A 22868-nucleotide genomic window follows, 5' to 3' on the forward strand; every position below is an offset into this window, starting at 1 on the left:
CGTCGTTATGGGCGGCGGTACCGGTCTGTCTGTCATGCTGCGCGGCCTGAAGGAGAAGCCGCTTGACATCACGGCTATCGTGACGGTCGCCGATGACGGCGGAAGTTCCGGTATTTTGCGCCAAGAGCTGCAAATGCCGCCGCCGGGGGACATTCGCAACGTCTTGACGGCGTTGGCGGATGTGGAGCCCTCGTTGTCGGAGATGCTGAAATACCGCTTTCCGAATGGAACCGGCCTGGCTGGGCACAGCCTTGGGAATCTGATCCTGGCCGCCATGACGGATATTACGGGCGACTTCGTCGCGGGCATCCGTGAACTGAGCCGGGTGCTGGCCGTGCGCGGGCGGGTGCTGCCGGCCGCCAATCAGGCGATTGTGCTGAATGCGGAGATGACCGACGGCACCATCGTGGAGGGCGAGTCAGCCATACCGCAGGCAGGCCAGCGCATCAAGCGGGTCTTCCTTGAGCCGGAGCAGGTGGAGGCGCTTCCTGAGGCCGTACAGGCGCTGCAGGAGGCGGATGCGATCCTGGTCGGTCCGGGAAGTCTATATACGAGTATTATCCCGACGCTGCTTGTTCCGAAGCTGGCACAGGCGGTCAAGGAGTCGGATGCCGTCAAAATCTTCGTCTGCAATGTCATGACACAGCCGGGAGAGACAGATAATTATAAGGTCAGTGACCATCTCGAAGCCATCCAGCAGCATGTGGGCGAGCATCTTTTCGATTATGTCATCGTGAACGACGGGGAGATACCGCCTCAAGTGCAGGACCGCTACGCCGAGCAGGGGGCGCGTGCAGTGCATTTGGACTTGGATGAAGTGACGAAGAGAGGTTACAAGGTGATCGCCGATTCCCTCGTATTGTTCCGCACCTATTTGCGGCATGATGCGGAAAAGCTGAGCCATCACATTTATCAGCTGGTGGAGAATTGGATGTTACGAAAGAGGTGAGCGGAGAATGTCCTTTGCAGCGCAGACGAAAAAAGAATTGACGTTAATGGAGTCCGATGCATGCTGTGAACGGGCAGAATTGGCGGCGTTAATGCGCATGAACGGCTCCGTGCAGCTCTCTTCGAACCGCAAGGTCATTCTGGATATTTCAACGGAGAACGCGGCGATTGCCCGCCGGATATACACGTTCATCAAGAAGTTCTATCAGGCGCATACGGAGCTGCTCGTGCGTAAAAAAATGCGCTTGAAGAAAAATAATGTGTATATCGTCCGCATTCCTTCCCAGGTGCAGGAGATTCTGCATGATCTGCATATCGTATCCGAAGGGTTCCAGTTCACGGATGGAATAGATAAGCGGATTATCGCGAACAATTGCTGTAAACGGGCTTATTTGCGGGGGGCATTTCTTGCCGGCGGATCGGTTAACAATCCGGAAGGATCCTCTTACCATCTCGAGATTTCATCGATGTACGAAGAGCATTGCAAGGCTATTGTCGAACTGGCCAATCAATTCCGGCTCAATGCCCGGTTCATCGAACGCAAAAAAGGGTTCGTGCTGTACATTAAAGAAGGCGAGAAAATTATTGAGTTCCTCAATATTATCGGGGCGCATCAGGCGTTGTTCAAGTTCGAAGACGTCCGCATCATGCGGGATATGCGGAACTCCGTGAACCGGATTGTCAACTGCGAGACGGCGAATCTGAACAAGACGATTGGCGCGGCTGTGCGCCAGATCGAGAATATCCGCCTGATTGAGAAGGAGATTGGACTGGATCAGCTTCCTGACAAGCTTCGCGAGGTCGCGGAGGTTCGCCTGGCTCATCCCGATCTGAATCTGAAGGAGGTCGGGGAGATGCTGAAGGGGAAGGTCAGCAAGTCGGGGGTCAATCACCGGCTGCGCAAAATCGATGAGATGGCTGAAAGAATAAGAAACGGATGAATTTTATTCCTAGTGTACCATCGTTTAAAATGCTATAATGTGATAAACTGAATGAAATGGCGTAAACGTGAATTGATTAGTAAACTATACAGGAAATGTAGGGGGTATGATCCGCATGGCTCAACAACCAGTTGTGGTACGTTTGAAGACAGGATTGCATGCACGACCGGCGGCCTTGTTCGTTCAAGAAGCGAATAAATATTCTTCGGATATCTTCGTGGAAAAGGAAGATAAAAAAGTAAATGCGAAGAGCATTATGGGGATCATGAGTCTTGCAATCGGCTCAGGCACGTCCATCACCATTACAGCGGATGGCGCGGACGCAGAACAGGCTGTAAGCGCTTTAGTATCCTTGGTCAGCAAGGAAGAGTTGGAAAACTAATTGGACCTGAGTGCCGCTTGTAGGCATAAGGCAGATGATACACGAGCGGCCTAAGAGATGGCCGCCCGACTCCATACCGATTGTCCGGCGAACCAGGCGCCTCTCTGCACGCGCCGCGTTGTTCCAGAGCCGGAACCAAGACAGGACCTGAGCATCATGCTCAGGTCCTGTGCCGTATCGAGCCCGGGTTACCATTGGCTGAACACATCAGCGGTACCCTTCACGTTGCCCCTGATGCGGATGCGGTATCTCTCGCCATCCTTGATGCCCTTGAAGGCGACTTCGTCTGCCGTCCAGCCGACATACCCCGTCTTCGTGTCCTCCCTGATCCAGCCGGACCATGGATAGTACCGTTCCAGCTCGACATCGAATTCGGTGTTGTTCCCGGTATTTTTCTCGGTCGTCAGATAGACCAAAATATTTTTGCGGTGGCTGTCTTTCGGAATGTCGATATCGTTCGGAATCTGATAGTGGGTCGTTGTCTGGAAGCTGGCCGTCCAGTGATAGATGGCCGTGCCGTTAAATGGAACCGCATTCTTTATGTAGATCTGGGAGCTCCCGCTTTCAGGTGCATTCTGCGGATTCAAGCCGTGCGCACCGGAACCTTGCGCGAACAAGGTGGCGGGGGAAAGGAGACTGACTGCCATAACGATTGCGGCGACACGTTTCGCCCATTTGCGCGTAAACAACAGAAATTCCCTCCTTTTTCAACAAATAGAATAATGACAACTAGAATGTAACACAAGTTACATCAAATGACAATGAAAATCATGTAGCCCGTCTAGTCGAAAGCGGCGGCCCGCAAGATAGACGGGCAGGCTGTTCGGAAAATAATTCATGCGCGGGTGCAACCTATTTGGTCCTCCCCTCGTTTAAAACGTAAGCAAGTTGCTAAACTTACCAATATAAGCGCTGGAGGGGTATGGGATGATGAATGTGAACGCACATGGACGGAAGTGGCGGCGGACGGCGGTGGCAGCCGTCGTCGTCGGCACATTGCTGTTCGGCGCATGGGGAGCCGCCGCTCCACAGTCGGCACAGGCGGCAGGGGAGGCTGCGATTATGGACAGAAACACGATTACGGTTGCGGGACAAGGCGAATTGGAGGTTGCGCCGGATATTGCTTACGTCGATATCGTCACGGAATCGAAGGCGGATACGGCAGCGCAAGCTCAAAAGCGGAATGCCGCGGCATTCGACAAGGCGAAGCAGGTGTTAACGAAATACGGAATTGCGGATACCCAAGTCAAAACGACCGATTTTTCCGTCAACCCGGTATATAAATATGCGGAGAACAGCGAACCGAAGGTCGTCGGTTATGAAGCCCGCCACGCCGTTCGGGTGACGTACCGCGACCTCGCGAAGCTGGGCAATCTGGTGGACGCGGTAGCCGGAGCCGATGCGACGCGCGTGCAGCAGATTCAATTCGATATCGAGAAGCGCGATGCCTTCGAGTCCCAGGTGCTTGAGAAGGCGGTGAAGCATGCGGCGAGCAAGGCCGGGGCGCTGGCGAAGGCAGCGAACCGCCAAGTCGGCCCAGCGCTTGCGATTGTGGAATCCGGCGCGGATTGGCAGACGGTGCGGGTCATGAACGAAAAGCTGTCGATGATGAACGTCTCCGCCGCTGACGCTGCCGGTTCCGCTCCTCAGGGCGGCCAGGTGAAGCTGCGCGCGCAGGTGCAGGTCCTGTTCGAAATGAAATAAAATCGGAAGTAACGGAAGGCCCCTTCCCGGCTCCGCGCCATTCGCGGACGGGCGAGGGGCTTTTGCGCGGGGTTACAAAAATGTGGGTGGGAGTCCTTTAGCTGGATGAAATGAGTCAATCCATTGAAGATGAATGTATGCAATTGTCGAAATTACGTAAAAATAGTTGTATCACCAAGCAAAACGATGTATATTGAATATGCAAAAACGCCAACGTGAACGAACGGGAAGCCATACCAACGGATATGGCTTTTTTTGCTTAATGGATAAGAGGACAAGGTATGCGCATATGCATTCTTATCGCATATTATCCGATATTCGCGGCGGCGTCGTCCCGACCGGAGCGGCTTGCCGTATCCCGTGGATAGGCTGACGATATAAGGGGTTGATGCTCTTGATACAACTGGTAAACGTGGAGAAGCACTTTGCCGGGCAACCCGTAGTACATCCTTTGTCGCTCACGATTGATGAGGGAGAATTTCTAACGCTGCTCGGCCCAAGTGGTTGTGGCAAGACCACGATTTTGCGCATGATTGCCGGCTTCGAGCTGCCTACGGCAGGAGAGATTCGGTTGGACGGCGTAAATGTGACGCAATTGCCTCCGAACAAACGGGATCTGAATCTCGTATTCCAGCATTACGCTCTGTTCCCCCATATGACGGTGGAGCAAAATATTCAATTTGGACTGAAAATGAAAAAAATTCCGCAAGCGGAACAGCGTGAACGCATTGCCGAGGCGATCCGGCTGACACAGCTGACTCCGCTCGCTGCGCGCTATCCGCATCAGTTGTCCGGCGGACAGCAGCAGCGCGTCGCCATTGCGCGGGCGATTGCAAACAAGCCGAAGGTGCTGCTCCTCGATGAGCCGCTCGGGGCGCTTGACTTGCAGCTCCGCAAGAACCTGCAGAGCGAATTGAAGCAGCTGCAGCGGAATTTGGGAATTACGTTTGTCTATGTCACCCACGATCAGGAAGAAGCGATGATGATGTCCGACCGGATCGTCATCATGAACAACGGCCGCGTCGAGCAGGTGGGATCGCCTAAAGAAATTTACGAACGCCCGGAGACGTTGTTTGCGGCTACGTTCGTCGGCGAGAACAACGTGTTCTATGAGGACAATATGTTCGCCGTCCGTCCGGAGAAGATTCGCATCTCGGAGGAGATGGAAGGGGCGCGGAAGGCAGGAATTATTCAGGACATTGTCTATTTGGGGAATATTCATAAATTGATTGTTCATATGGAAAATGAACAGACAACGGTGACGGCCGTGCTTGATTTTACGGACACCCGTTCCTGGCAGATCGGACAGCGTGTCGGCGTTCAATGGAACGCGAGAGACGAGGTGATTATCGGCCCATGAGACGCTCCTTCGGCATCATTGCGCCGGTCGTGTTGTGGCTGACGATATTTCTCGTCGTGCCGATGATCGCGGTCTTTGCCGTATCCTTCATGCAACGCGACGAGTTGGGCAATGTCGTATTTACGTTTACGCTCGAACATTACGCCCGCTTTTTTGACCCGCTCTATTTGGGCATTTACTGGGATACGCTATGGCTCTCGCTTGTGACGACAGCGATCTGCCTGCTGCTCGCTTATCCGCTGGCCTATTACATTTCCCAGGCGAGCCCGGGGCGGCAGAAGATGTGGCTCATTCTCATTACGGTTCCGTTCTGGATTAACTTCTTAATCCGCGCCTATGCCTGGGTGCTGCTGCTGCGAACGCAGGGCATCGTGAACCAGATGCTCCTGGATCTCGGCTGGATTCAAGAGCCGCTCCAGATGCTGTATACCAAAGGGGCCGTGCTGCTCGGGATGGTGTATACGTTCATCCCGTTCATGGTGCTGCCCATTTATGTCGCTCTGGAGCAGATGGATAAGCGGCTGCTGGAGGCGGCCAGCGATCTCGGCGCAAGCCGCTGGAGCGCATTCTGGCATATTACGCTGCCGCAGACGAGGTCGGGGATTATGACCGGAAGCGTGCTCGTCTTCGTCACGACGACAGGCATGTTCGTGGTCACCGATATTTTGGGCGGCGCCAAGGCGCAGATGCTAAGCAATATTATTCAGAACCAGTTCCTCGGGGCGCGCAACTGGCCGTTCGGCTCTGCCTTGTCGGTGGTGTTCGTCATCAGCGCCCTGATCATTATCGGATTGTTCCAACGGGCGCTCCGATCCAAGTATGAGGCATCGAAGGAGGCGAGGGCATGAAGACAGCATCCGCATCGAAGCAGCACCCGCTGTTGGCTTGCCACTCGTTCCTGCTGCTTCTGTTCATTTATATTCCGATCATATTGATTATGATCTTTTCATTCAATGATTCGCGGCTGAATGCAAGCTGGAGCGGATTTACCTTCAAATGGTACGGGTCGTTGTTCCAGAACCGGCAGGTGATGGAGGCGCTGAGCAACAGCGTCATTATCGCGCTCGTCTCGACGGTGTTATCCACGGTATTCGGCACGATGGCAGCGCTTGCGATGCGGCGCATGCTGAGCCGGGTGAAAAAAGGAATCGCCGGCCTGCTCTACTTGCCAATCATCGTGCCGGACATCATTATGGGCCTGTCGCTGCTCGTGCTGTTCAGCCAGCTGAATATGCCGCTAGGCAAGACGACGGTCATCATCGCGCATATTACGTTCAGCATCTCGTATGTATATGTCATCGTCTCCTCGCGGCTGGCGAATATGGGGGGACAACTGGAAGAGGCGGCTTCGGATCTGGGAGCGACGCCATGGCAGACCTTCCGCTACATCACCCTGCCGTCGATATGGCCGGGGATTATCGCGGGAGCGCTGATTGCCTTTACGCTGTCGATCGATGATTTCCTGATCAGCTTTTTCGTGGCGGGGCCGAACTCGACGACGCTGCCGATCTATATTTACGGCTCGGTCAAGCGCGGCATATCGCCGGAAATTAATGCGCTGTGCACACTGCTCATTTTACTCAGTGTCGGTCTGATTGTGCTGGCGCAGTGGATGCTGAACCGCGGCAACGGCGAGAAGAAAAGCTCAATGCTGCCGTTTTAAAACGAATCGCTGCAACTGAAAATGAAACACGGGGATCCTGCGGATCAGAGAGGGGTAGAAAGAATTGAAAAAAATGAAATGGTTCGCTGCCGTATTGGCGGGAGTGCTGACAATCTCCGCGTTGGCCGGATGCTCTTCGAGCAAAGACACGTTGAATTTGTATACGTGGGCGGATAATTTCAATCCAGAGATGATTGAGAAGTTCGAACAGGAGAATAACGTCAAGGTAAATATGGCGGTGTTCGCCAACAATGAGGAGCTTCTGGCCAAGATCAAGGCCGGCGGAGCTAATTATGATCTCATACAGCCATCGGATTATATGGTGGCCAGCATGATTAAGCAGGATTTGCTTGAGACGATCAACAAGGACAACATCCCGAACTTCCAATACGTAGTAGACCGTTTCAAAAATCCGGCATATGACCCGAACAGCGAGCATTCCATTATCTATATGTGGGGCGTAACGGGCATTGCCTATAATAAGAAGCATATTGCCGAGGCGCCGACAAGCTGGGCCGATCTGTGGAAGGACGAGTACAAGGGCAAGGTTCTGCTGTTGGACGACAATCGGGAGATTATCGGGATGGCGCTCAAAAAAGCAGGCAAATCCAACAGCACGGATAATGAGGCCGACATCAATGCGGCGGCGGACGACTTGCGGAAGCTGGTGCCGAATGTGGTCGCTTTCGATACGGACAACATCAAGCAGAAGATGATCCAGGAAGAGGGCTGGATCGGGACGGTATGGTCCGGCGACGCCGCCTTCATCGCGGCGGAGAATCCGGATGTGGCCTATGTCGTTCCGCAGGAAGGCAGCACGATCTTCGCGGATACCTATGCGATCCCGAAGGGAGCCAAGAACAAGGAGTTGGCCGAGAAATTCATCAACTTCATGCTTGATCCAGAGAACAGCGCGAAGAACTACGAGTTTGTCGGCTACAGCAACCCGGTTACGAAGGCGAAGGAATTCCATAGCGAGGAATACTTGAACAATCCGATGATCAACCTGACCGATGAAGAGCTTGGGCGCACGGAGTGGCTGCTCGATGTCGGCAAGTCGATTCAATTGTATGACCGTCTGTGGACGGAGCTGAAGAGCGGCCGATAAGGGCGGAAGCTGGTATATCAAATCGAAAATGGATGCAAGATTTGAAGTTTATTTTATGGCACTATCCGGAATATCAGTCCGGATGGTGCTTTTTTATGCCTGCAGAATGGGGGGTGGTCGTAAACTGTCGAAAAAGATATAAAAATGATATACCATATGATATAATATAAAAACGCTTACAGACGAAAAAAGTCTCATTCGCAATTTGTCAATTCGATAGTAGGGGGCCATGGGAAATGCGATGGAATCATTTTAAATCCCAGCTGTTGTTTAAATATATACTGTCGTATTTATCGATTTTTTTGGTGCCCTTGATTGTGATGACGTTTATTATATATCAGAATGCCGTTAATAATCTCCGATCCGAGATCGAGCAATCCAGCATCAGCCAATTGGAGCAGGCGAAGCGGAATATTGACGGCCGGATGAAGGAGCTGGAAGAGATCGCGGCCCGGATCAGCTTCGACAGCAAGCTGACTCCTTATATGGTCCGTCACGCCTATTATGGCGGGGAAGCGATCGATACATTGGATAAATATAAGGCGAACAGCTCGATCGTGAATGAAATGTTTTTATATTTTCATGGCGACGATGTGATCTACTCCTCACGGGGGATGATGTCGGTCGACACGATGTTCGACTATGTGTACGACTTCTCCAGCTGGAACAAGAATACGTTCGTGCGGGACCTGAATGCCGTGAAGGTGCCGACGATGCGGCCCACCGAGCAGGTGACGGTGAACCGCCATGGCCAGAACCGGATGCTGGCTTATCTGGTGCCGATTCCGACGAATCAGGGCTATAAGCAAGGCACCGTTACCTACTTGATTGAAGAGTCGATGCTGACGGGGATGATGGAGTCGGTTCTGAGCAATTTCCAGGGCAATGCCTATATCTTTGACCAGGACGGCCGGGTGCTGGCCGCAGCGAGCCATGGCGGCGAGATGGAGGAGGAAGCGGTGCGGCGGCTTGCCTCCGTAGAGGCGGGGATCCATACGGAACAGCTCGGCGAAGTGCAGCAATCCGTCGTCGCCGTCAAGTCGGATTCCAACGGCTGGACGTATGTCACCGCGATGCCGTCGAAGCAGTTTTTCGGCCGCGTCGTTCATATCCAGACCTTTATTTTAATGATTTTCGCCGTGACGATTTTGTTCGGCTCGATGCTGGCCATCCTGCTTGCCAAGCGGCAGTATCACCCGATTCGCGATCTTCTCGAGTTCGCGAATCTGAAGCGCGGAACCGGCGAAGCGGCGGAGGATGGAGTCAAAGGGAAGACGGAGCTGGAATGGATTCGGGAGACGCTGCTCTCCTATCGGAATCAGGTGGATCTGCAGGAGCCGTATGCCCGGAATCAGTATTTGCTGACACTGTTGAAGCGCGGCGCCCCGAGCCGGGAGGATGCGGAGGAAATGCTGCAGCAACTAGGGATTTTCCTCCCTGGCAGGAGCCTGTTTGTTATTATTATCGCATGGGAATATATGGTAGATCGGGTTTATTCCGCCCAGGAACGGGAAGCGTTCGTGCAGCAATTTACGGAGTTCGGGCTGGCGAGGGGCAAAGCGATGGCCTATGGCGTCGAGCTGTCCCACACCGAGCAGTTGGCTCTCATTGTCAGCATGGAGCCAGAGCCGGATACGGATGACGAAGCGCGCATGGAAGCGATCGTGGAGGATGTGCACCGGCTTGTCGAGGAGCATATGACCGCCATTCCGACGATGGGTATCGGCAGCTTGTACGCGAGCCCCGAACGGCTCAATCAATCTTATATCGAGGCCGCTTCGGCGCTGGAATACCGGATCGTGAACGGCAAGGGCAGCGTCACGTTCTTCTCCAATCTGACCTATGAGCAGGATCAGAACTTCTGGATCGCCAAAGATTCTCTCATCAAGCTGACGCAGAGCTTGAAGCAGGGCAATGCGACCGTAGCCGTGGATACGATCGGAGCGGTGTTCCGGAAGCTGCAGCAGCAGGAGCCGGCGATCCCGCTGCTGCGCTGCATGTGCTTCGATGTGCTGAATACCGTGCTGAAGACCGCCTCTGAGCTGGGCTTGACGGAGACAGCGCAGCAGGTGCCCGATCTGGCGAAGTTCGAGACGCTGGAGCAGCTGGAGGCGAAGCTGTGCGAGCTGGTTGTCTATATTTGCAGTCAAGTGGAGCATCAGGAGGAGTCGGAGCAGCGCTCGTTGACCGACGAGGTCGTCACCTATATCTCGGAGCATTATTGCGAATATGATCTGAGTCTGGAGAAGCTGGCGGAGATGTATCGCGTATCCGTCTCTTATCTGAGCCGGTCCATCAAGGAGAAGACCGGGCATACGTTCTCGCAGCATGTGTGGCAGCTCCGCATGGATGAAGTGATCCGCCATCTGAAGAGCGGCAACGAACCGCTCAAGGATATTATTATCCGGGTCGGTTACATGGATGTGCCGAATTTTATCCGCAAATTCAAGAAAGAAACCGGGATGACTCCCGGGCAGTACCGTAGAGCGGTGCAAGGGGAGGAGTCATAGGGGAGGGTAGACATTTACCCACAAGTTACCCACAGTAAGGTGTCATGAACTCATGATCTTCTCGAATCTATCCGGTACCAACTTGCGTTGCCGCTCCGTAACGTGTAGATAGATGCGCTTTGTTGTCTCATCGTTTTTATGGCCTAGTCGTTCTTGGATCACCGCCAATTGCTCGCCTGCTTCTGCCAAAAGTGATACGTGAGTGTGACGCAGGCTATGTGGAGTGAGCCACGTTGGCAGACCAGCGTCCTCGAGCAGACGTTCGAATCGGTACTCGATTGAACTAATGCTCGCCGGATATCCAGGGTACTTGATGGACCAGAACAAGAAATCGGCGTCATGCACTACTTCGCCGTCTTTCAATTTTTGCTCTCTCCATTCTAACTGTGCTTTGATGGCCTTAATTACGCTGTCGCCGATCGACACTTTACGAATGGATGATGCATTTTTAGGCGGGCCAAGCTCGTAATCTTTGATGCTTTTCAACACTGTGAGCGTTTTTGTCACGGAGATATAGCGCTCTTGCTCGTTAAAATCGGAGACCTTTAGCGCTTGCAGTTCTCCAGCGCGCAAGCCTGTATATGCAAGCGTCAAGTAGATAGCGTAGTCTTGTGCGCCCCCCCGGAACCGGACAAAGTTAAGGAAATGTTTCAGTTGTTCCTTTTCCAAAAATTTAGGTAAATCCACTTCTCCTGACTCGATTTGCTCCAATGTTTTTTTGAAGGCCGGAATTACAGCGCTATCTGCTGGATTCTCGGCTATTATCTTTTTTCGGACTGCGTCGTCAAAAATCAGTGAAGCCTGTTGATGGTATTCTCTAATGGTTCCTTGTGTTCGCCCCTTCTTTTTTAAATTATTGAGCCACCGCTGATACTCGTCGCCTGTAATATCCTTGACTTTCGTATCGTCCCCAAATTCTCTCTGCATGGAGTTGAATACGGTTTTCTTGTTGCGCAACGTGTACTTTCGCGGCTCCCTCTCGATTGTGTAATCTTCAAGCCAGCGTTTGCGCCACGCCTCCAGTGTAATATTCTTCTCATCTACCAGCTTCCCGCGCTGCTTGTCCGCTTCGATAAGTATCCCTGCTGCGTATGCTTCTTTTGCTGTTGGGTAGGATTTCGTCTCCTTTTGCTTTCTTTTTTTCTTCCCATCAACAATAACTTCGACACTGTAACGATACGTGTACCGGCCATCCCGTTCCCGGACGCCAGGCGGGAGCTTTTTCTCTTTCTTTTCCTTAGACATATCTTTTCCTCCTCCCCAAACATATGTTCTGTATAAGGGTATATGTAAACAGCCTTACGGCTGGAAAGCGCAAGGTTAGAAATAAAACTTTTGCATTTCTTCCGGAATATAATTCCGACGTAGTAAGTCGGAAACTGATTCTCCAGGTTGCAGCATGTCACCATGAGCAAGCAAATGCACGGCAAACGTGTTTGCCTGGCGTTCGAACTTACCCACGTTGAAAAATGAATGCTCGTCCAGCCAGAAATGACTGATACCAGAATGAAGAACATCATGGCCGAGTTCGTGGGCGCAGATGAGGCGTTGCCAATTCGGACATAGTTTATTGTGGATAACGATGTATCGACGTCGAAGCTTTGTATAATACAATCCCCTTGTCGAGTTTCCGAGGTTGTCATGCACTACCTTTATTTTCCTGTTCTCTGCTATTGTAAATGGGCAATTCGTTTTATGTTTTTTTATCAAGTCCCCGATGATTTGATCCATTGGTTACAAACTCACCCCAGACATTTAGTCATTGTTGTCTGATTTCTCTTTGTATCGTTTGTTTGTAAACTTCTCTTTGCTCTCCTTCTTGGCATCCCAGAATAGGGCCTCCAGAACCTGCATTACGCGCTCCCGGTCTTTTCCTTCGATTGGCACACCATCAAACATTACGGTGGCATCCTCTAGGAGCATCTTCTTGAAGTCTCTTTTATCTTTTGCATTAGCCCATTCTGGAATCGTTGCGCTTTCCGCTGGTTCATATCCAAGCAAATACTCTGGCTTCACATCGTAAAACTCGGCCAGTTTTTTTAACATTTCTAATCGAGGTTTGGCAATGTTCTGCTCCCACGAGTTGTAGCGTGGTCTCTTTATTCCTAATCTGTTAGCTACTTCATACTGCGATAGCCCTTTTTCTTCCCGCAGGCGAACTAATTTTTCTCCGAGAGTCATCATTCATCCTCCAAAAAAATAAATTATCCATTACCCCCTTGACGGATAAAAATATTATCCGGTATAATCGACTTAACGAAAGGAGGGAAGCGAATGGCAAAGAAACGCCCTTACTTTGCGAAGTGTCGCAAGTCAAAAGGGACTCAAGCACAAGTAGCTTCAGAAAACGGAATCTCAACAGTGTATCTTCGCATGATTGAGAATGGAACTTTCACTCCTGGCAGGGACCTGATGTTCCAACTCTCAATGTATTTTGGTGAGCCAGTTGAGTTGTTATTTCCCGACTATTTTGAACAGTCTAGGGATAAGTCTGTCCAAAAAGCGATAAATTAATTATCTATAATGCATTATAGATAATAATATTTATCCAGTCAATGGGTATGGATATTTTTTTGACATCAATGGATAAAAATATTATCCAAATAGGGGCTCAGGCATGAAAATTAAAAAGGAATCGTTATTTAGAATGGCTGAAAGGGCTGGCACCTCGATAGTATTACATTCACAAAACCCATCTTGGGCAAAAGAGCCGGGGGATGTCAGTTGGAAGAGATGGGGACAGCTTTATCACAGACTGTATTCGAGAATGCGGTACGCACAAAAAAGAAAGGAGAGGCGGGCAAATGAATCAACTGGCACTGCTCGAGAGCAAGACGCTGCGGGAATCGGTCATTGACCGGGTGGGCGTGCTCGACAAGGTGAAGAAGCTGGCGATGCTGCCGGACGACATTCATACCAACATTGAGTTAACAGCGGAATATTACGAAGTCGGGGTTAAAGCAATCGAAAGTTTAATTTATGACCACCGTGAGGAATTGGAATCAGATGGTTTGCGGGTATTAACAGGATCTGAACTCTCCTCCTTTAAGAAGGAGAGTCAAATAAAAAGCCGCGCCAGTTCTTTAACCATCATCCCTCGTCGGGCTATCCTCCGCATCGGGATGCTCTTACGAGATAGCATCATTGCACAGACGGTACGGAGCTACCTACTGGATGCAGAACAGTCATATCCGGTCAGGGAATCGGCTGACACTCTACAATTTCGCAAAGAAATGATTTTCCTTGAGGCAGCGAGCAATATACTCCGACTTCCGGAAAGCGGGAAGCTGAAGCTGATGGGCGACTTTGCAAAGCTCCATGGCCTCAATGTACCGTTACCAGCCTACGCGGTCAATGAAGATGTAACGGAATCGGCAACAGTCCTGCTGAAAAAGCACGGTGCACCGTTCGGGGCCGCTAAGTTCAACACCCTATTAATTCAGCGTGGCTTGTTAGAGGAGCGGGAACGGCCATCAAGCAATGGCGGAGTCAAGGCATTTAAATCGTTGACCGATGACGGACTGATTTATGGGAAGAACCTTATTAGCCCGGTCAACCCGCGTGAGACTCAACCGCACTACTATGCGAGTAAGTTTGGCGAGCTGTTAGAGCTCATCAGCGCATCATGACAGGAGGCGAGCACTATGACAAACCCTTCGACAAACAGCCTTCCTCCCGTTTTGACTCTCAAGGACGTGGCAGCGTATTTTCAGCGCAGCACATGGACGATACGTCGACGCACAAAAAACGGTGACATCCGCTTTTACAAAGAAGGTCAGGAGTATCGTTTTCGTCGCGAATGGGTGCTGGAGTATGAGCAGCAATGCATTGAGAAGGGAGAATTGCCATGACCGACATCAAAATCGGCATCCACCCGGTACACCGCCGGATGGCGGAATTGCATTTCATCCAGCAAGAACGCTCCTGGACATCAAAAGAACAGGCTGAAATGATTCAATGCATCCAGGCCAATGCCAAGTTGGTAGAACGGCTGGATCAGCTCAACAACTTGGGATATATCGCCCATGTATCGGGCGATGTGGAATGGGAGCAAGAGATTCGAGCACGAATCGACAAGCTGACTCAGCCGATGAAAGGAAGGGCTTAACGGCTTGGATAAATGTTAGCCAAAAAATCATTAGGAGGAAAAAGCATGAATCAAAAGCCATCAATCGGACGGATCGTCCATTTTGTCGGAATTGCGCCGCGTGCGGCCATTATTACGGGTGTTGTGGACGACGAGACAGTGCATCTGTGTATCTTCAATCCTGCTGGAATTATTTTTGCGCAAAACGTTAAGCGCGGGGATGATTACGACCAGTGGAATTGGCCGCCGCGCGTTTGAGGAGGCGAAGCCATATGAGCACTAGCAAGGAAGTCATCGACCATTGCCCGATATGCGAAAAGGAAATTTACTTCGGGCAAGCGGCCTGGAAAGTAGGGCCTGACCTGTGTTGCTCGGTGGATCACATGGTCCAGCATGCCCGGGTGGTCATCGTGATTGCGGGTCAAGAAGAATCATCCGAGTTAGGGACTTGCAATTACCGAAACTGCTCTAAACCAGCTACGACGAGGGGAACAGTTTTTGCTCGAAAGTCAGAAGGAGAGGGCGAGCTTATACCTGTTGATGTTGTAGCCTGTGACCAGCATAAAAGGAAGGGCGGCTTCTTCCATGACTATTCCCGATGAACTGCTGGATCACCTGGCCGCCAGGTACATCCACTCCGGAATCGATGCAGATTGGTTCCCGTTTGTGACCTGGGCGACCATCGAGGCCGAGAAGATGGGCTTCAAATTCTGATAAGGAGGTGAGAGAGGCATGACGAGGAAGCAACGCCTTCGTAGTCTGGGTAACTTGCTACAGCTGCGGGATACGGCACAATGCAGCCAGGCTCGCGAGATGTACCGCCAGCAATACCAGCGGGCTGCAGGAAGGTTGCACAATGAAAAACAGCTCCAAGCGGGGTAGGAGCCGCCGGGAGCTGAACACACACTATTCAAAGCCAGTTTAGCACTGGCGGAAGGAGAAATCAATGAAAGCAACTGGAATTGTACGTAATCTTGATAGCCTTGGGCGCATCGTTATTCCAATGGAGCTGCGCCGCACGATGGGCATCGGTGAACAGGAGCCTATGGAAATCTATACGTATGGTGATCGCATTGTACTCCAAAAGCATGGGGCAGGCTGTAGCCTTTGCGGCTCCACGGAAAAGAGCCTGAAAAAGTTCGCGCGTGATAGAAGCATATGCGTCGGTTGTATCAACCTCATTGCAGACCGCCGACAGCAGCTGCTTGAGCAAAAAGAACAAAATAAGGAGGACTTATTTACATGAACATCACAATTTCTATCCAAGCCCCTGAATTGGTCGGGGCAATCAATAACCTGGCTACATCCCTGGGCGGCAAGTTGGCGGCAGCCGCTGCGCCGTTAGCCCAAACTACCCTGCAGAACGATCCGCAACAGCCGGTTACCGTATTCCAGCAGCCACCAATGCAATCGGCTTATGGTGCAGCACCTGACCCAGCCGCCCCTGCACAAGCAGCGGTTCCGGTAGCTCCGCCCCAGGCTCCTGTTGTTCCTGCTCCAGCCGCTGCGGTCGGTGTGCCGACAACTGCGCCAGCATACACCTTGGATCAGCTTGCCGTAGCTGCCGGACCTATCGTCGACGCGGGGCGTTCAGGCGAGCTGACATCTTGGCTGCAGCAACGCGGAGTTCAGGCGCTGACACAGCTCCCGAAGGAGCTGTACGGTGAGTTTGCGACGTATCTCCGTAGCCTGGGGGCTAAAATATGACGCAGATTGCCCATGCGGAGCGGGCGCATGCGCTGCTGTCAGCCAGCAGTGCACACCGATGGCTAGTCTGTAGGCCATCGGCCCGCTTGGAGGACGCATTACCTGATACGACATCCGGTGCGGCGAGGGAGGGCACGCTTGCCCACGAAATCGCGGAGTTAAAGCTGCGTCGGGCGCTGGTAGAGCCTATGAGCACCCGATCCTTTAATAGTCGGTTGAAAAAGATGAAAGAGCAAACGCATGAAGGCAAGCCGCTATTTGATGAGGAGATGCTTCGACACACAGACACCTATCTAGAGTATGTCCAGGGTGTAGTGCACGCCTTTCCGGTGCCTCCGTACATCGCGATTGAAAGACGAGTTGACTACTCCGTTTACGCTCCGGAAGGATTCGGGACGGCGGACTGCATCATTATCGGCAGCGGCCAGCTCCACATCATTGATTTTAAATACGGTAAAGGCGCGCTTGTGTTAGCCGAGAACAACCCGCAGATGAAGCTGTATGCTCTCGGTGCCTTGCAGGCTTACTCCCTGCTGTATGGTATCGAGACGGTCCACATGGCGATTGTGCAACCCCGTGTAAGGGAGCACGCTTCCGAGTGGTCGATATCGGCCACGGAATTATTGGCCTGGGGGGAATCAATCAAGCCAATTGCTGCCCGAGCCTATGAGGGCAAAGGCGAGTATGTCCCTGGTGAGCATTGCGGATTCTGCCGGGCAAAAGAGACTTGCCGGGCGAGGGTAGAACATTTGCTGTCCATAGAGCCATTGGCTCCGTTGAAGCCGCCGCTCATCGGCTGGGAGGAAGTCGGCATTGTACTCAAGCGTGCGGAGGGACTTATACCTTGGTACAACAGCCTGAAGAAGTTGGCGCTCGCCGAGGCACTTAAAGGAGGGGACGTCCCAGGCTGGAAGGCTGTAGCGGGTCGAGGTAGCCGAGATTATGCCGACTTGGATGCGGCATTCAAGCACCTACAGGAAAAAGGCATCGACGAGGCGCTATTATACGAGCGCCAGCCATTAACGCCGCCCGCCCTGGAAAAAACGCTAGGTAAAAAGCAATATAGGGAGCTCCTAGAGGAACCGGGCCATGTAATCAGTAAGCCGGGCGCGCCGACCTTGGCCCCGGCTGACGACAAGCGTCCAGCGATTGTGAATCAAATCTCGCCCGAGCAAGCATTCGGGCAATGAAAATATAGGAGGTTAAGAGACTCTATGAAACCATCTGTCGGAAGAATCGTGCATTACTTTGGAGTCGTTCCGCATGCAGCTATTATCACGGATATTTTGGACGATGAAACGGTTCATTTGTGCGTCTTCACGCAAACTGAATTGGAGTTCCAACTAAATGTAAAGCTTGGAGACGAACCGGGGTGCTGGAACTGGCCTCCACGTGTGTAAGGCTTAGCATTTATGGGTGAAATTGCTGATTACTATATCGAACAAATGGTATCTGGCCGCTGGTCTAGCGGCAAATATAACCGATCAGGGGGAAAACGACAAATGACAACTCAAATCGAATCGACAAGCGTTACGACTGGTGAAGTAAGACTGAGCTACGTAAATTTGTTTACGCCTCGCGCAAATAACCCTGGAGAGGAGCCAAAATACAGCCTTACCGTACTTATTCCTAAAACAGATACCGCAACGATGCAGCGAATCCACGCTGCCGTTCAGGCTGCAATGCAAAAAGGGGCTGCCTTGAATTATTGGACGGGTACAGCTCAGCCGGATGTGCCGATTCGGGACGGCGACGGGCGCAAGCCTCAAAGCGGTGAGCCGTATGGTCCGGAGTGTAAAGGCCATTGGGTTATTGCTTTGAGTAGCAAGCAGCAACAATCAGTAGTTGATGTCAATCTGAATCCAATCGTTAATCAATCCGAGGTCTATAGCGGCATGTATGGTCGGGTACACATAAATTTTTACCCATACAGCAACAAGAAAAAAGGAATTGGAGCTGGTCTTGGGCCCGTCCAGAAAACTCGTGACGGTGAACCTTTAGGGGGCCGAATCAGCGCCGAGCAGGCATTCGGTGCCGGCTTCACACCAGCACCGGCTCCGTCTGGTTGGGAGCAGGCAGCGCCGCCACAGCAATACGGTCAGCAACCTACAAACGGATGGTCAATGCAGACTCCTGACGGTGGGCGGGTAAATACTACACCGTCACAGGTTTACGGCCAACCTAGCCATCCGCCAGCACAGCAGCAGACAGGGGGAGCGCCGCAAGGGTACGGCCAACCTGCTCCCCAGCAGCCGCAATATGGTCAACAAGGCTACGCCCAGGCACCGCAACAGCCACAGCAGCCACAGATTGACCCGATTACTGGCAAGCCGTTGAATGGCGGCGTGTGGGGCCTATGACCCGGCATCTGTCAATCGACATTGAAACGTATTCGTCGATCGACATCAAAAAAGCGGGACTGTACAAGTACGTGCAGTCCCCAGATTTTCAAATCCTTCTCTTTGCTTGGTCTTTTGACTTTGACCGCCGAGTGCAGATTGTTGACCTGGCGCAAGGTGAGTCTTTACCGCTGGAAGTGATCCAAGCGCTAAATGACCCCACGGTCATAAAGCATGCGTACAATGCCGCTTTCGAGTGGTACTGTCTCAACAAGTTCTGGCCCTCGCCGATTGAGCAATGGCACTGCACACAGGTTCACGGCCTGTATTGCGGTTATCCTGCAGGCTTGGCAGCTGTGGGCGAGGCGCTGAGCATCCCGCAGGATAGACGTAAGCTCGGTACGGGTGGGGCGCTTATCCGGACGTTTTGCGTGCCGTGCAAGCCAACAAAGAAAAACGGTATGCGCACGAGAACGCTGCCGCACCATGAACCGGCAAAATGGGAGTTGTTTAAGGAATACTGCGTTGGCGACGTAGTAGCCGAAAAGGCGATATTGCGCCGTTTATCCTTGTTCCCGGTGCCGGCGTCGGAATGGCGGCTGTGGGAGCTTGACCAGCGAATCAATGCCCGAGGCCTAGCCTGTGACTTGCAGATGGTTGAGGGGGCCCTAGCGATTGATGAGCAGGTGACGGGAGAGTTAAAGGCCGAAGCCATCCGGATTACTGGCCTGGACAATCCGAAGTCCGTGCAGCAGCTCACGAAGTGGTTGGAGGAAGAGACAGGCGAGGAGATCGAGAACCTGCAGAAAGGCACGGTGTCGAAGCTTATCGATGTGCTGGATGAAGGCAGGGCCCGGCGAGTGCTGGAGATCCGCCAAGAGCTCTCCAAGACGTCAGTCAAGAAGTACCAGGCCATGAAGCAGGCAGCCTGTGAGGATGGGCGCGTTCGGGGGCTGTTGCAGTTTTACGGAGCGAATCGAACCGGGCGCTGGGCAGGACGTCTTGTCCAGATTCAGAATCTGCCGCGAAATTACCTTTCCACGCTGGAGTACGCACGCCAGCTGGTCAAAGAAAAGAAAGTCGATATGCTCAAGTTTGTTTACGGCAATGTCCCGGATACGCTCTCTCAGCTCATCCGGACGGCGTTCGTGGCCCCGGATGGGAAGACACTCCTTGTGGCGGACTTCTCGGCCATTGAAGCCCGCGTAATTGCCTGGTTGGCGGGGGAGCAGTGGCGGCTGGACGTCTTTAATACACATGGGAAGATTTACGAAGCGTCAGCGTCGCAGATGTTTGGCGTCCCTATTGAGCAGATTGGCAAGGGAAGCGATTTACGGCAAAAGGGTAAGGTGGCAGAACTGGCCCTTGGATACCAGGGAGGGAAAGGCGCACTCATCAGTATGGGTGCACTAGATATGGGGCTGACCGAAGATGAGCTTCCGGATATCGTTCTTCGCTGGCGTAACGCCAATCGGCGCATCGTTGACTTGTGGTACAGCCTCGAAGCTGCGGCGCTTGATGTCATGCAGCACGGGGAGACGATTGGCATTAAGGGACTCATCTTTTCCCGAGAGAGCCATTACGGTTCTGATCAGGACTTTTTCACGATTACATTGCCTAGCGGGCGCAAGTTGTATTATGCAAAACCGTTCATAAAGGAAAATGACTTCGGCAAGCCCGCGCTGCACTATTGGGGCGTGGATCAAACAAAGAAGAAATGGACGGTGCTCAGCACCTACGGCGGGAAGCTGACGGAGAACGTTGTGCAGGCGATTGCTCGGGACTGCCTGGCCGTATCATTGACACGATTGGAACAGGCAGGTTACGAGACTGTGCTTCACGTCCACGATGAAGTGGGCATTGAGGCCGATAACCCCGACATGTTGGATCATGTGCTGGAGATTATGGGGCAGCCTGTTCCTTGGGCTCCAGGGCTGCCGCTGAAGGCTGATGGATTCGCCACATCATTCTATCAAAAGGATTAGGGGGGCTTGCCCCATGTCAAATGTTGATCCTTATTTTCAGGATATACCCTGGGACATCATCACGGACGATGCCGGACGAGTGATAGGCACGGTTTATATTCTGTTGCCGGATCCCCCACCGAGGCGGCGGCAGAAGGAGCGGCGGGGCTGGATCTCGCCATCAAACCGAACATATATTCGAGAAAGTGGAGGGGTTGAAGGTGGACAAAAAAACATCCATTCCCCATCGGGACGTTGAATTGAAATCGAGCGGCAGCGGTCCGGTTGTCGAATACCAGCTGTCGCCGGAGGAGCTGGAGCGGTATCGGGCCATGCCAGCTCCGGACGGGAAGGTTAAAATGCCGGTTGGACTTCGGATAGCCGGTAATGATGAACAGAGGCGGCAAAGCAAGAAGGGAAGAAACGAGAAAGAGGGACCGGATTGCGGGCTTACAAAACGGGATTTACTTGAGGCCGTTGCCGCCGGAAAATCGTTGTCTAGCATCGAGCGGGCTTGGAAGATGAAAAACCAAACGTTGCAATATTGGGTAAAGAAATGGGGCTTGAAAGGGATAACTCCAAAGGAGGCGCGCGAGCTGCTTGACACGACGGAAACCAAAGACCCCACCCCGGCGGCGGAGCCGCAAACAGATCCACTGGATGTGCTCATTGAAGCGGATAATGACCTGCAGTCCTGGAAGCAACTGTGTGATAGCCAGGCTGAGTGCATTCTTGAGCAAAGTAATCGAATCATGGATTATGAAAGCGAGCTCGCACGCTGGGCGCAGGTAGAAGCGGACAATCGGCAGCGCATCGTGGAATTGGAAGAAGACGTACACAATTGGCGGCGCACCGCGGAGGAGCTGAAGCAGCAACTGGAGAAGGCCCCAATGGCTCAGCATCCGGAGCATGACCCCGTGGAGCGACCATCCCATTACACCGTCGGTGGCATCGAGACGATTGATATTATCCGTGCCAAGCTAACGCCAGAGGAGTTTCGCGGTTATTGTAAGGGTAACGTGCTCAAATACGTTTGTCGAGAGCGCTGGAAAGGCGGCGACGAAGACTTACGGAAAACCCAGAAATATATCGAGTTTGTGCTGGGAGATGAGAAATCATGAAAGACCGAAACAAATGCCCGGAGTGCAACGAATTTTGGGAAGAGTGCCCTTGCTGTGGTTCACGGTTTTGCCCGGGTTGCCGGACACTTGAGAGTGACGTTGATTATGGGGACGAAGGCGATGACGAGGATGACGCCCTGCTATGCCCCTTCTGCGGCGATGAGCTTGAACACTGGAACCAGGGAATCTACGAATGCAAGGAATGCAATGTCATGATTCCAGATGAACGGGAGGACTAAGAACCATGACTATCACAATCGAATTCTCGCTCCCTACTGGCGGGCCGGCCTCCCCCGAGATAACAGTCACGGAGGAATTTCAGGGTGGCTTACGGGCCGCGATCCGATACGGACTCAAACGGTATGACATGGCGGTAGCTAATTTTTACTCAGGCGATAGGTGGTTAAAGGAAATCGGTTGGAACAGGGGGCAAAATACAATGCTTAGTAACAGGATGAACGAGGTATTAGCGGCTGTTGCCTACGAGCGCCGCCGTCAGGATAGTAAATGGGGCGAGCAGAACCACCAGCCGCCATTGTGGATTGGTATTTTAGGTGAGGAGTTCGGCGAGCTTTGTGAAGCTATCAACGAAACTGTTTTTGATAATGGAGCCGAGGCGCGGAAAAAAGGCGGTTACGAGAACATGAGAGCAGAGGCTATCCAGCTTGCTGCCGTCGCCGTTGCTTTTGTTGAATATCTTGACCGGCATTATGAGAGGGAGGGCGAGGACGATGACAACTAAACTCAAAGTTTTTGTAACGGAAACATTGACTTATCGACGTGAAGCTATCGTGACGCTGCCGACCGGTATGGTGCCGACGGATGAAAATATCAATGGCTTGCTGGACGCGGTGGAAGGACGTAGCGAGTCGGCTGATGATGTGATGGTTCACCTGATAAAGTCCGGGTGTTCTGCGGTGTCGGCGTTTGATGATTCGCTGGAGTCGCCGGATCGGGAAGAGGTGGAGATCGTGGACTACGAGATAACGAAGGAAGGTCAAGGCGTTACGGCAGAGTAGAGCGAAAGGGGCAAG

At 52.5% G+C, this 22868-nt stretch carries 29 protein-coding genes; 24 read left to right on the plus strand and 5 right to left on the minus strand.

All coding sequences use genetic code 11. The features are described 5' to 3' along the window. Positions 1-7 precede the first annotated feature (7 nt). From L6439_RS29030 to L6439_RS29040, 3 genes are all read left to right on the plus strand, one after another. The gene (locus L6439_RS29030; RefSeq protein ID WP_168182699.1) at positions 8-949 is read left to right on the plus strand and encodes a gluconeogenesis factor YvcK family protein; all 942 of its coding nucleotides are present in this window, start codon (positions 8-10) and stop codon (positions 947-949) included. A gap of 7 nt (positions 950-956) precedes the next feature. Continuing rightward, entirely contained in the window at positions 957-1889 is a 933-nt protein-coding gene (whiA, locus tag L6439_RS29035) for a DNA-binding protein WhiA (protein ID WP_168182688.1), read from the plus strand. 115 nt (positions 1890-2004) lie between these two features. Beyond that, a complete protein-coding gene (locus L6439_RS29040; protein ID WP_006678144.1) occupies positions 2005-2271 on the plus strand; it encodes an HPr family phosphocarrier protein in 267 nt (88 codons plus the stop codon). Positions 2272-2459: 188 nt separating this feature from the next. Here L6439_RS29040 and L6439_RS29045 read toward each other — a convergent pair whose 3' ends face one another. Beyond that, entirely contained in the window at positions 2460-2960 is a 501-nt protein-coding gene (locus tag L6439_RS29045; RefSeq protein ID WP_168182689.1) for a hypothetical protein, read from the minus strand. Positions 2961-3198: 238 nt separating this feature from the next. On the opposite strand from L6439_RS29045, the gene L6439_RS29050 reads away from it, so the two are divergent. From L6439_RS29050 to L6439_RS29075, 6 genes are all read left to right on the plus strand, one after another. After that, complete coding sequence (locus L6439_RS29050) at positions 3199-3975, plus strand: SIMPL domain-containing protein (RefSeq protein WP_172879057.1); 777 nt, start codon at positions 3199-3201, stop codon at positions 3973-3975. Positions 3976-4363: 388 nt separating this feature from the next. Then, complete coding sequence (locus tag L6439_RS29055) at positions 4364-5335, plus strand: ABC transporter ATP-binding protein (protein ID WP_168182700.1); 972 nt, start codon at positions 4364-4366, stop codon at positions 5333-5335. After that, positions 5332-6183 (plus strand): ABC transporter permease, encoded by an 852-nt coding sequence (locus tag L6439_RS29060; protein WP_168182691.1) that lies wholly within the window; start codon positions 5332-5334, stop codon positions 6181-6183. Before L6439_RS29055 ends, L6439_RS29060 begins: the two co-directional genes overlap by 4 nt. Beyond that, entirely contained in the window at positions 6180-6998 is an 819-nt protein-coding gene (locus tag L6439_RS29065; protein WP_168182692.1) for an ABC transporter permease, read from the plus strand. The genes L6439_RS29060 and L6439_RS29065 overlap by 4 nt, the downstream gene beginning before the upstream one ends. A 64-nt stretch (positions 6999-7062) precedes the next feature. Beyond that, positions 7063-8106, plus strand: coding sequence for an ABC transporter substrate-binding protein (locus L6439_RS29070; RefSeq protein WP_269155968.1), 1044 nt, complete (start codon positions 7063-7065; stop codon positions 8104-8106). Between the two features lie 236 nt (positions 8107-8342). After that, positions 8343-10616, plus strand: coding sequence for a helix-turn-helix domain-containing protein (locus L6439_RS29075; RefSeq protein WP_213468459.1), 2274 nt, complete (start codon positions 8343-8345; stop codon positions 10614-10616). Between the two features lie 42 nt (positions 10617-10658). On the opposite strand, the gene L6439_RS29080 is transcribed toward L6439_RS29075, so the two are convergent. From L6439_RS29080 to L6439_RS29090, 3 genes are all read right to left on the minus strand, one after another. Next, positions 10659-11861 (minus strand): tyrosine-type recombinase/integrase, encoded by a 1203-nt coding sequence (locus L6439_RS29080; protein WP_213468460.1) that lies wholly within the window; start codon positions 11859-11861, stop codon positions 10659-10661. 75 nt (positions 11862-11936) lie between these two features. Next, the gene (locus tag L6439_RS29085) at positions 11937-12347 is read right to left on the minus strand and encodes an ImmA/IrrE family metallo-endopeptidase (RefSeq protein WP_213468461.1); all 411 of its coding nucleotides are present in this window, start codon (positions 12345-12347) and stop codon (positions 11937-11939) included. A 24-nt stretch (positions 12348-12371) separates the two neighbouring features. After that, the gene (locus L6439_RS29090) at positions 12372-12800 is read right to left on the minus strand and encodes a helix-turn-helix domain-containing protein (RefSeq protein WP_213468462.1); all 429 of its coding nucleotides are present in this window, start codon (positions 12798-12800) and stop codon (positions 12372-12374) included. Positions 12801-12890: 90 nt separating this feature from the next. Here L6439_RS29090 and L6439_RS29095 point away from each other — a divergent pair, with 90 nt between their 5' ends. The 8 genes from L6439_RS29095 (at position 12891) to L6439_RS29125 (ending at position 15949) form a co-directional block, all read left to right on the plus strand. Next, on the plus strand, positions 12891-13130 hold the full coding sequence (locus L6439_RS29095) for a helix-turn-helix transcriptional regulator (protein WP_213468463.1): 240 nt from the start codon (positions 12891-12893) through the stop codon (positions 13128-13130). 290 nt (positions 13131-13420) lie between these two features. Continuing rightward, on the plus strand, positions 13421-14245 hold the full coding sequence (locus L6439_RS29100) for a hypothetical protein (RefSeq protein WP_213468464.1): 825 nt from the start codon (positions 13421-13423) through the stop codon (positions 14243-14245). A gap of 15 nt (positions 14246-14260) precedes the next feature. After that, positions 14261-14467: a helix-turn-helix domain-containing protein gene (locus tag L6439_RS29105; protein ID WP_213468465.1), complete on the plus strand. Its 207-nt coding sequence runs from the start codon at positions 14261-14263 to the stop codon at positions 14465-14467. Then, entirely contained in the window at positions 14464-14724 is a 261-nt protein-coding gene (locus L6439_RS29110) for a DUF7667 family protein (RefSeq protein ID WP_213468466.1), read from the plus strand. The genes L6439_RS29105 and L6439_RS29110 overlap by 4 nt, the downstream gene beginning before the upstream one ends. A 45-nt stretch (positions 14725-14769) precedes the next feature. Further along, positions 14770-14961 carry a hypothetical protein gene (locus L6439_RS29115; RefSeq protein ID WP_213468467.1) on the plus strand — a complete coding sequence of 64 codons (192 nt, stop codon included), beginning with the start codon at positions 14770-14772 and terminating at the stop codon, positions 14959-14961. Between the two features lie 14 nt (positions 14962-14975). Continuing rightward, positions 14976-15305 (plus strand): hypothetical protein, encoded by a 330-nt coding sequence (locus L6439_RS29120; protein WP_213468779.1) that lies wholly within the window; start codon positions 14976-14978, stop codon positions 15303-15305. Further along, positions 15289-15417 (plus strand): hypothetical protein, encoded by a 129-nt coding sequence (locus L6439_RS29410; protein ID WP_269155969.1) that lies wholly within the window; start codon positions 15289-15291, stop codon positions 15415-15417. Before L6439_RS29120 ends, L6439_RS29410 begins: the two co-directional genes overlap by 17 nt. Positions 15418-15649: 232 nt before the next feature. Then, complete coding sequence (locus L6439_RS29125; RefSeq protein WP_213468468.1) at positions 15650-15949, plus strand: AbrB/MazE/SpoVT family DNA-binding domain-containing protein; 300 nt, start codon at positions 15650-15652, stop codon at positions 15947-15949. 135 nt (positions 15950-16084) lie between these two features. Here the strand turns inward: L6439_RS29125 and L6439_RS29130 are convergent, their stop codons facing one another. After that, positions 16085-16228 (minus strand): hypothetical protein, encoded by a 144-nt coding sequence (locus L6439_RS29130; protein ID WP_213468469.1) that lies wholly within the window; start codon positions 16226-16228, stop codon positions 16085-16087. 178 nt (positions 16229-16406) lie between these two features. Between L6439_RS29130 and L6439_RS29135 the strand changes: the two genes are divergently transcribed. The 7 genes from L6439_RS29135 (at position 16407) to L6439_RS29165 (ending at position 22853) form a co-directional block, all read left to right on the plus strand. Further along, positions 16407-17600 carry a DUF2800 domain-containing protein gene (locus L6439_RS29135; protein WP_213468470.1) on the plus strand — a complete coding sequence of 398 codons (1194 nt, stop codon included), beginning with the start codon at positions 16407-16409 and terminating at the stop codon, positions 17598-17600. Positions 17601-17822: 222 nt separating this feature from the next. Next, a complete protein-coding gene (locus L6439_RS29140; protein WP_213468471.1) occupies positions 17823-18770 on the plus strand; it encodes a DUF2815 family protein in 948 nt (315 codons plus the stop codon). After that, a complete protein-coding gene (locus L6439_RS29145) occupies positions 18767-20734 on the plus strand; it encodes a DNA polymerase (RefSeq protein WP_213468472.1) in 1968 nt (655 codons plus the stop codon). The genes L6439_RS29140 and L6439_RS29145 overlap by 4 nt, the downstream gene beginning before the upstream one ends. 200 nt (positions 20735-20934) lie before the next feature. Beyond that, complete coding sequence (locus tag L6439_RS29150; protein ID WP_237096684.1) at positions 20935-21834, plus strand: DUF3310 domain-containing protein; 900 nt, start codon at positions 20935-20937, stop codon at positions 21832-21834. Beyond that, positions 21831-22073: a hypothetical protein gene (locus L6439_RS29155; RefSeq protein WP_213468780.1), complete on the plus strand. Its 243-nt coding sequence runs from the start codon at positions 21831-21833 to the stop codon at positions 22071-22073. The genes L6439_RS29150 and L6439_RS29155 overlap by 4 nt, the downstream gene beginning before the upstream one ends. Before the next feature lie 5 nt (positions 22074-22078). Beyond that, positions 22079-22576 carry a MazG-like family protein gene (locus tag L6439_RS29160; RefSeq protein ID WP_213468473.1) on the plus strand — a complete coding sequence of 166 codons (498 nt, stop codon included), beginning with the start codon at positions 22079-22081 and terminating at the stop codon, positions 22574-22576. After that, positions 22566-22853, plus strand: a complete 288-nt coding sequence (locus L6439_RS29165) for a hypothetical protein (RefSeq protein WP_213468474.1) — start codon at positions 22566-22568, stop codon at positions 22851-22853. The genes L6439_RS29160 and L6439_RS29165 overlap by 11 nt, the downstream gene beginning before the upstream one ends. Positions 22854-22868 lie beyond the last annotated feature (15 nt).

The sequence above is a fragment of the Paenibacillus dendritiformis genome (assembly GCF_021654795.1).
Lineage (GTDB): Bacteria > Bacillota > Bacilli > Paenibacillales > Paenibacillaceae > Paenibacillus_B.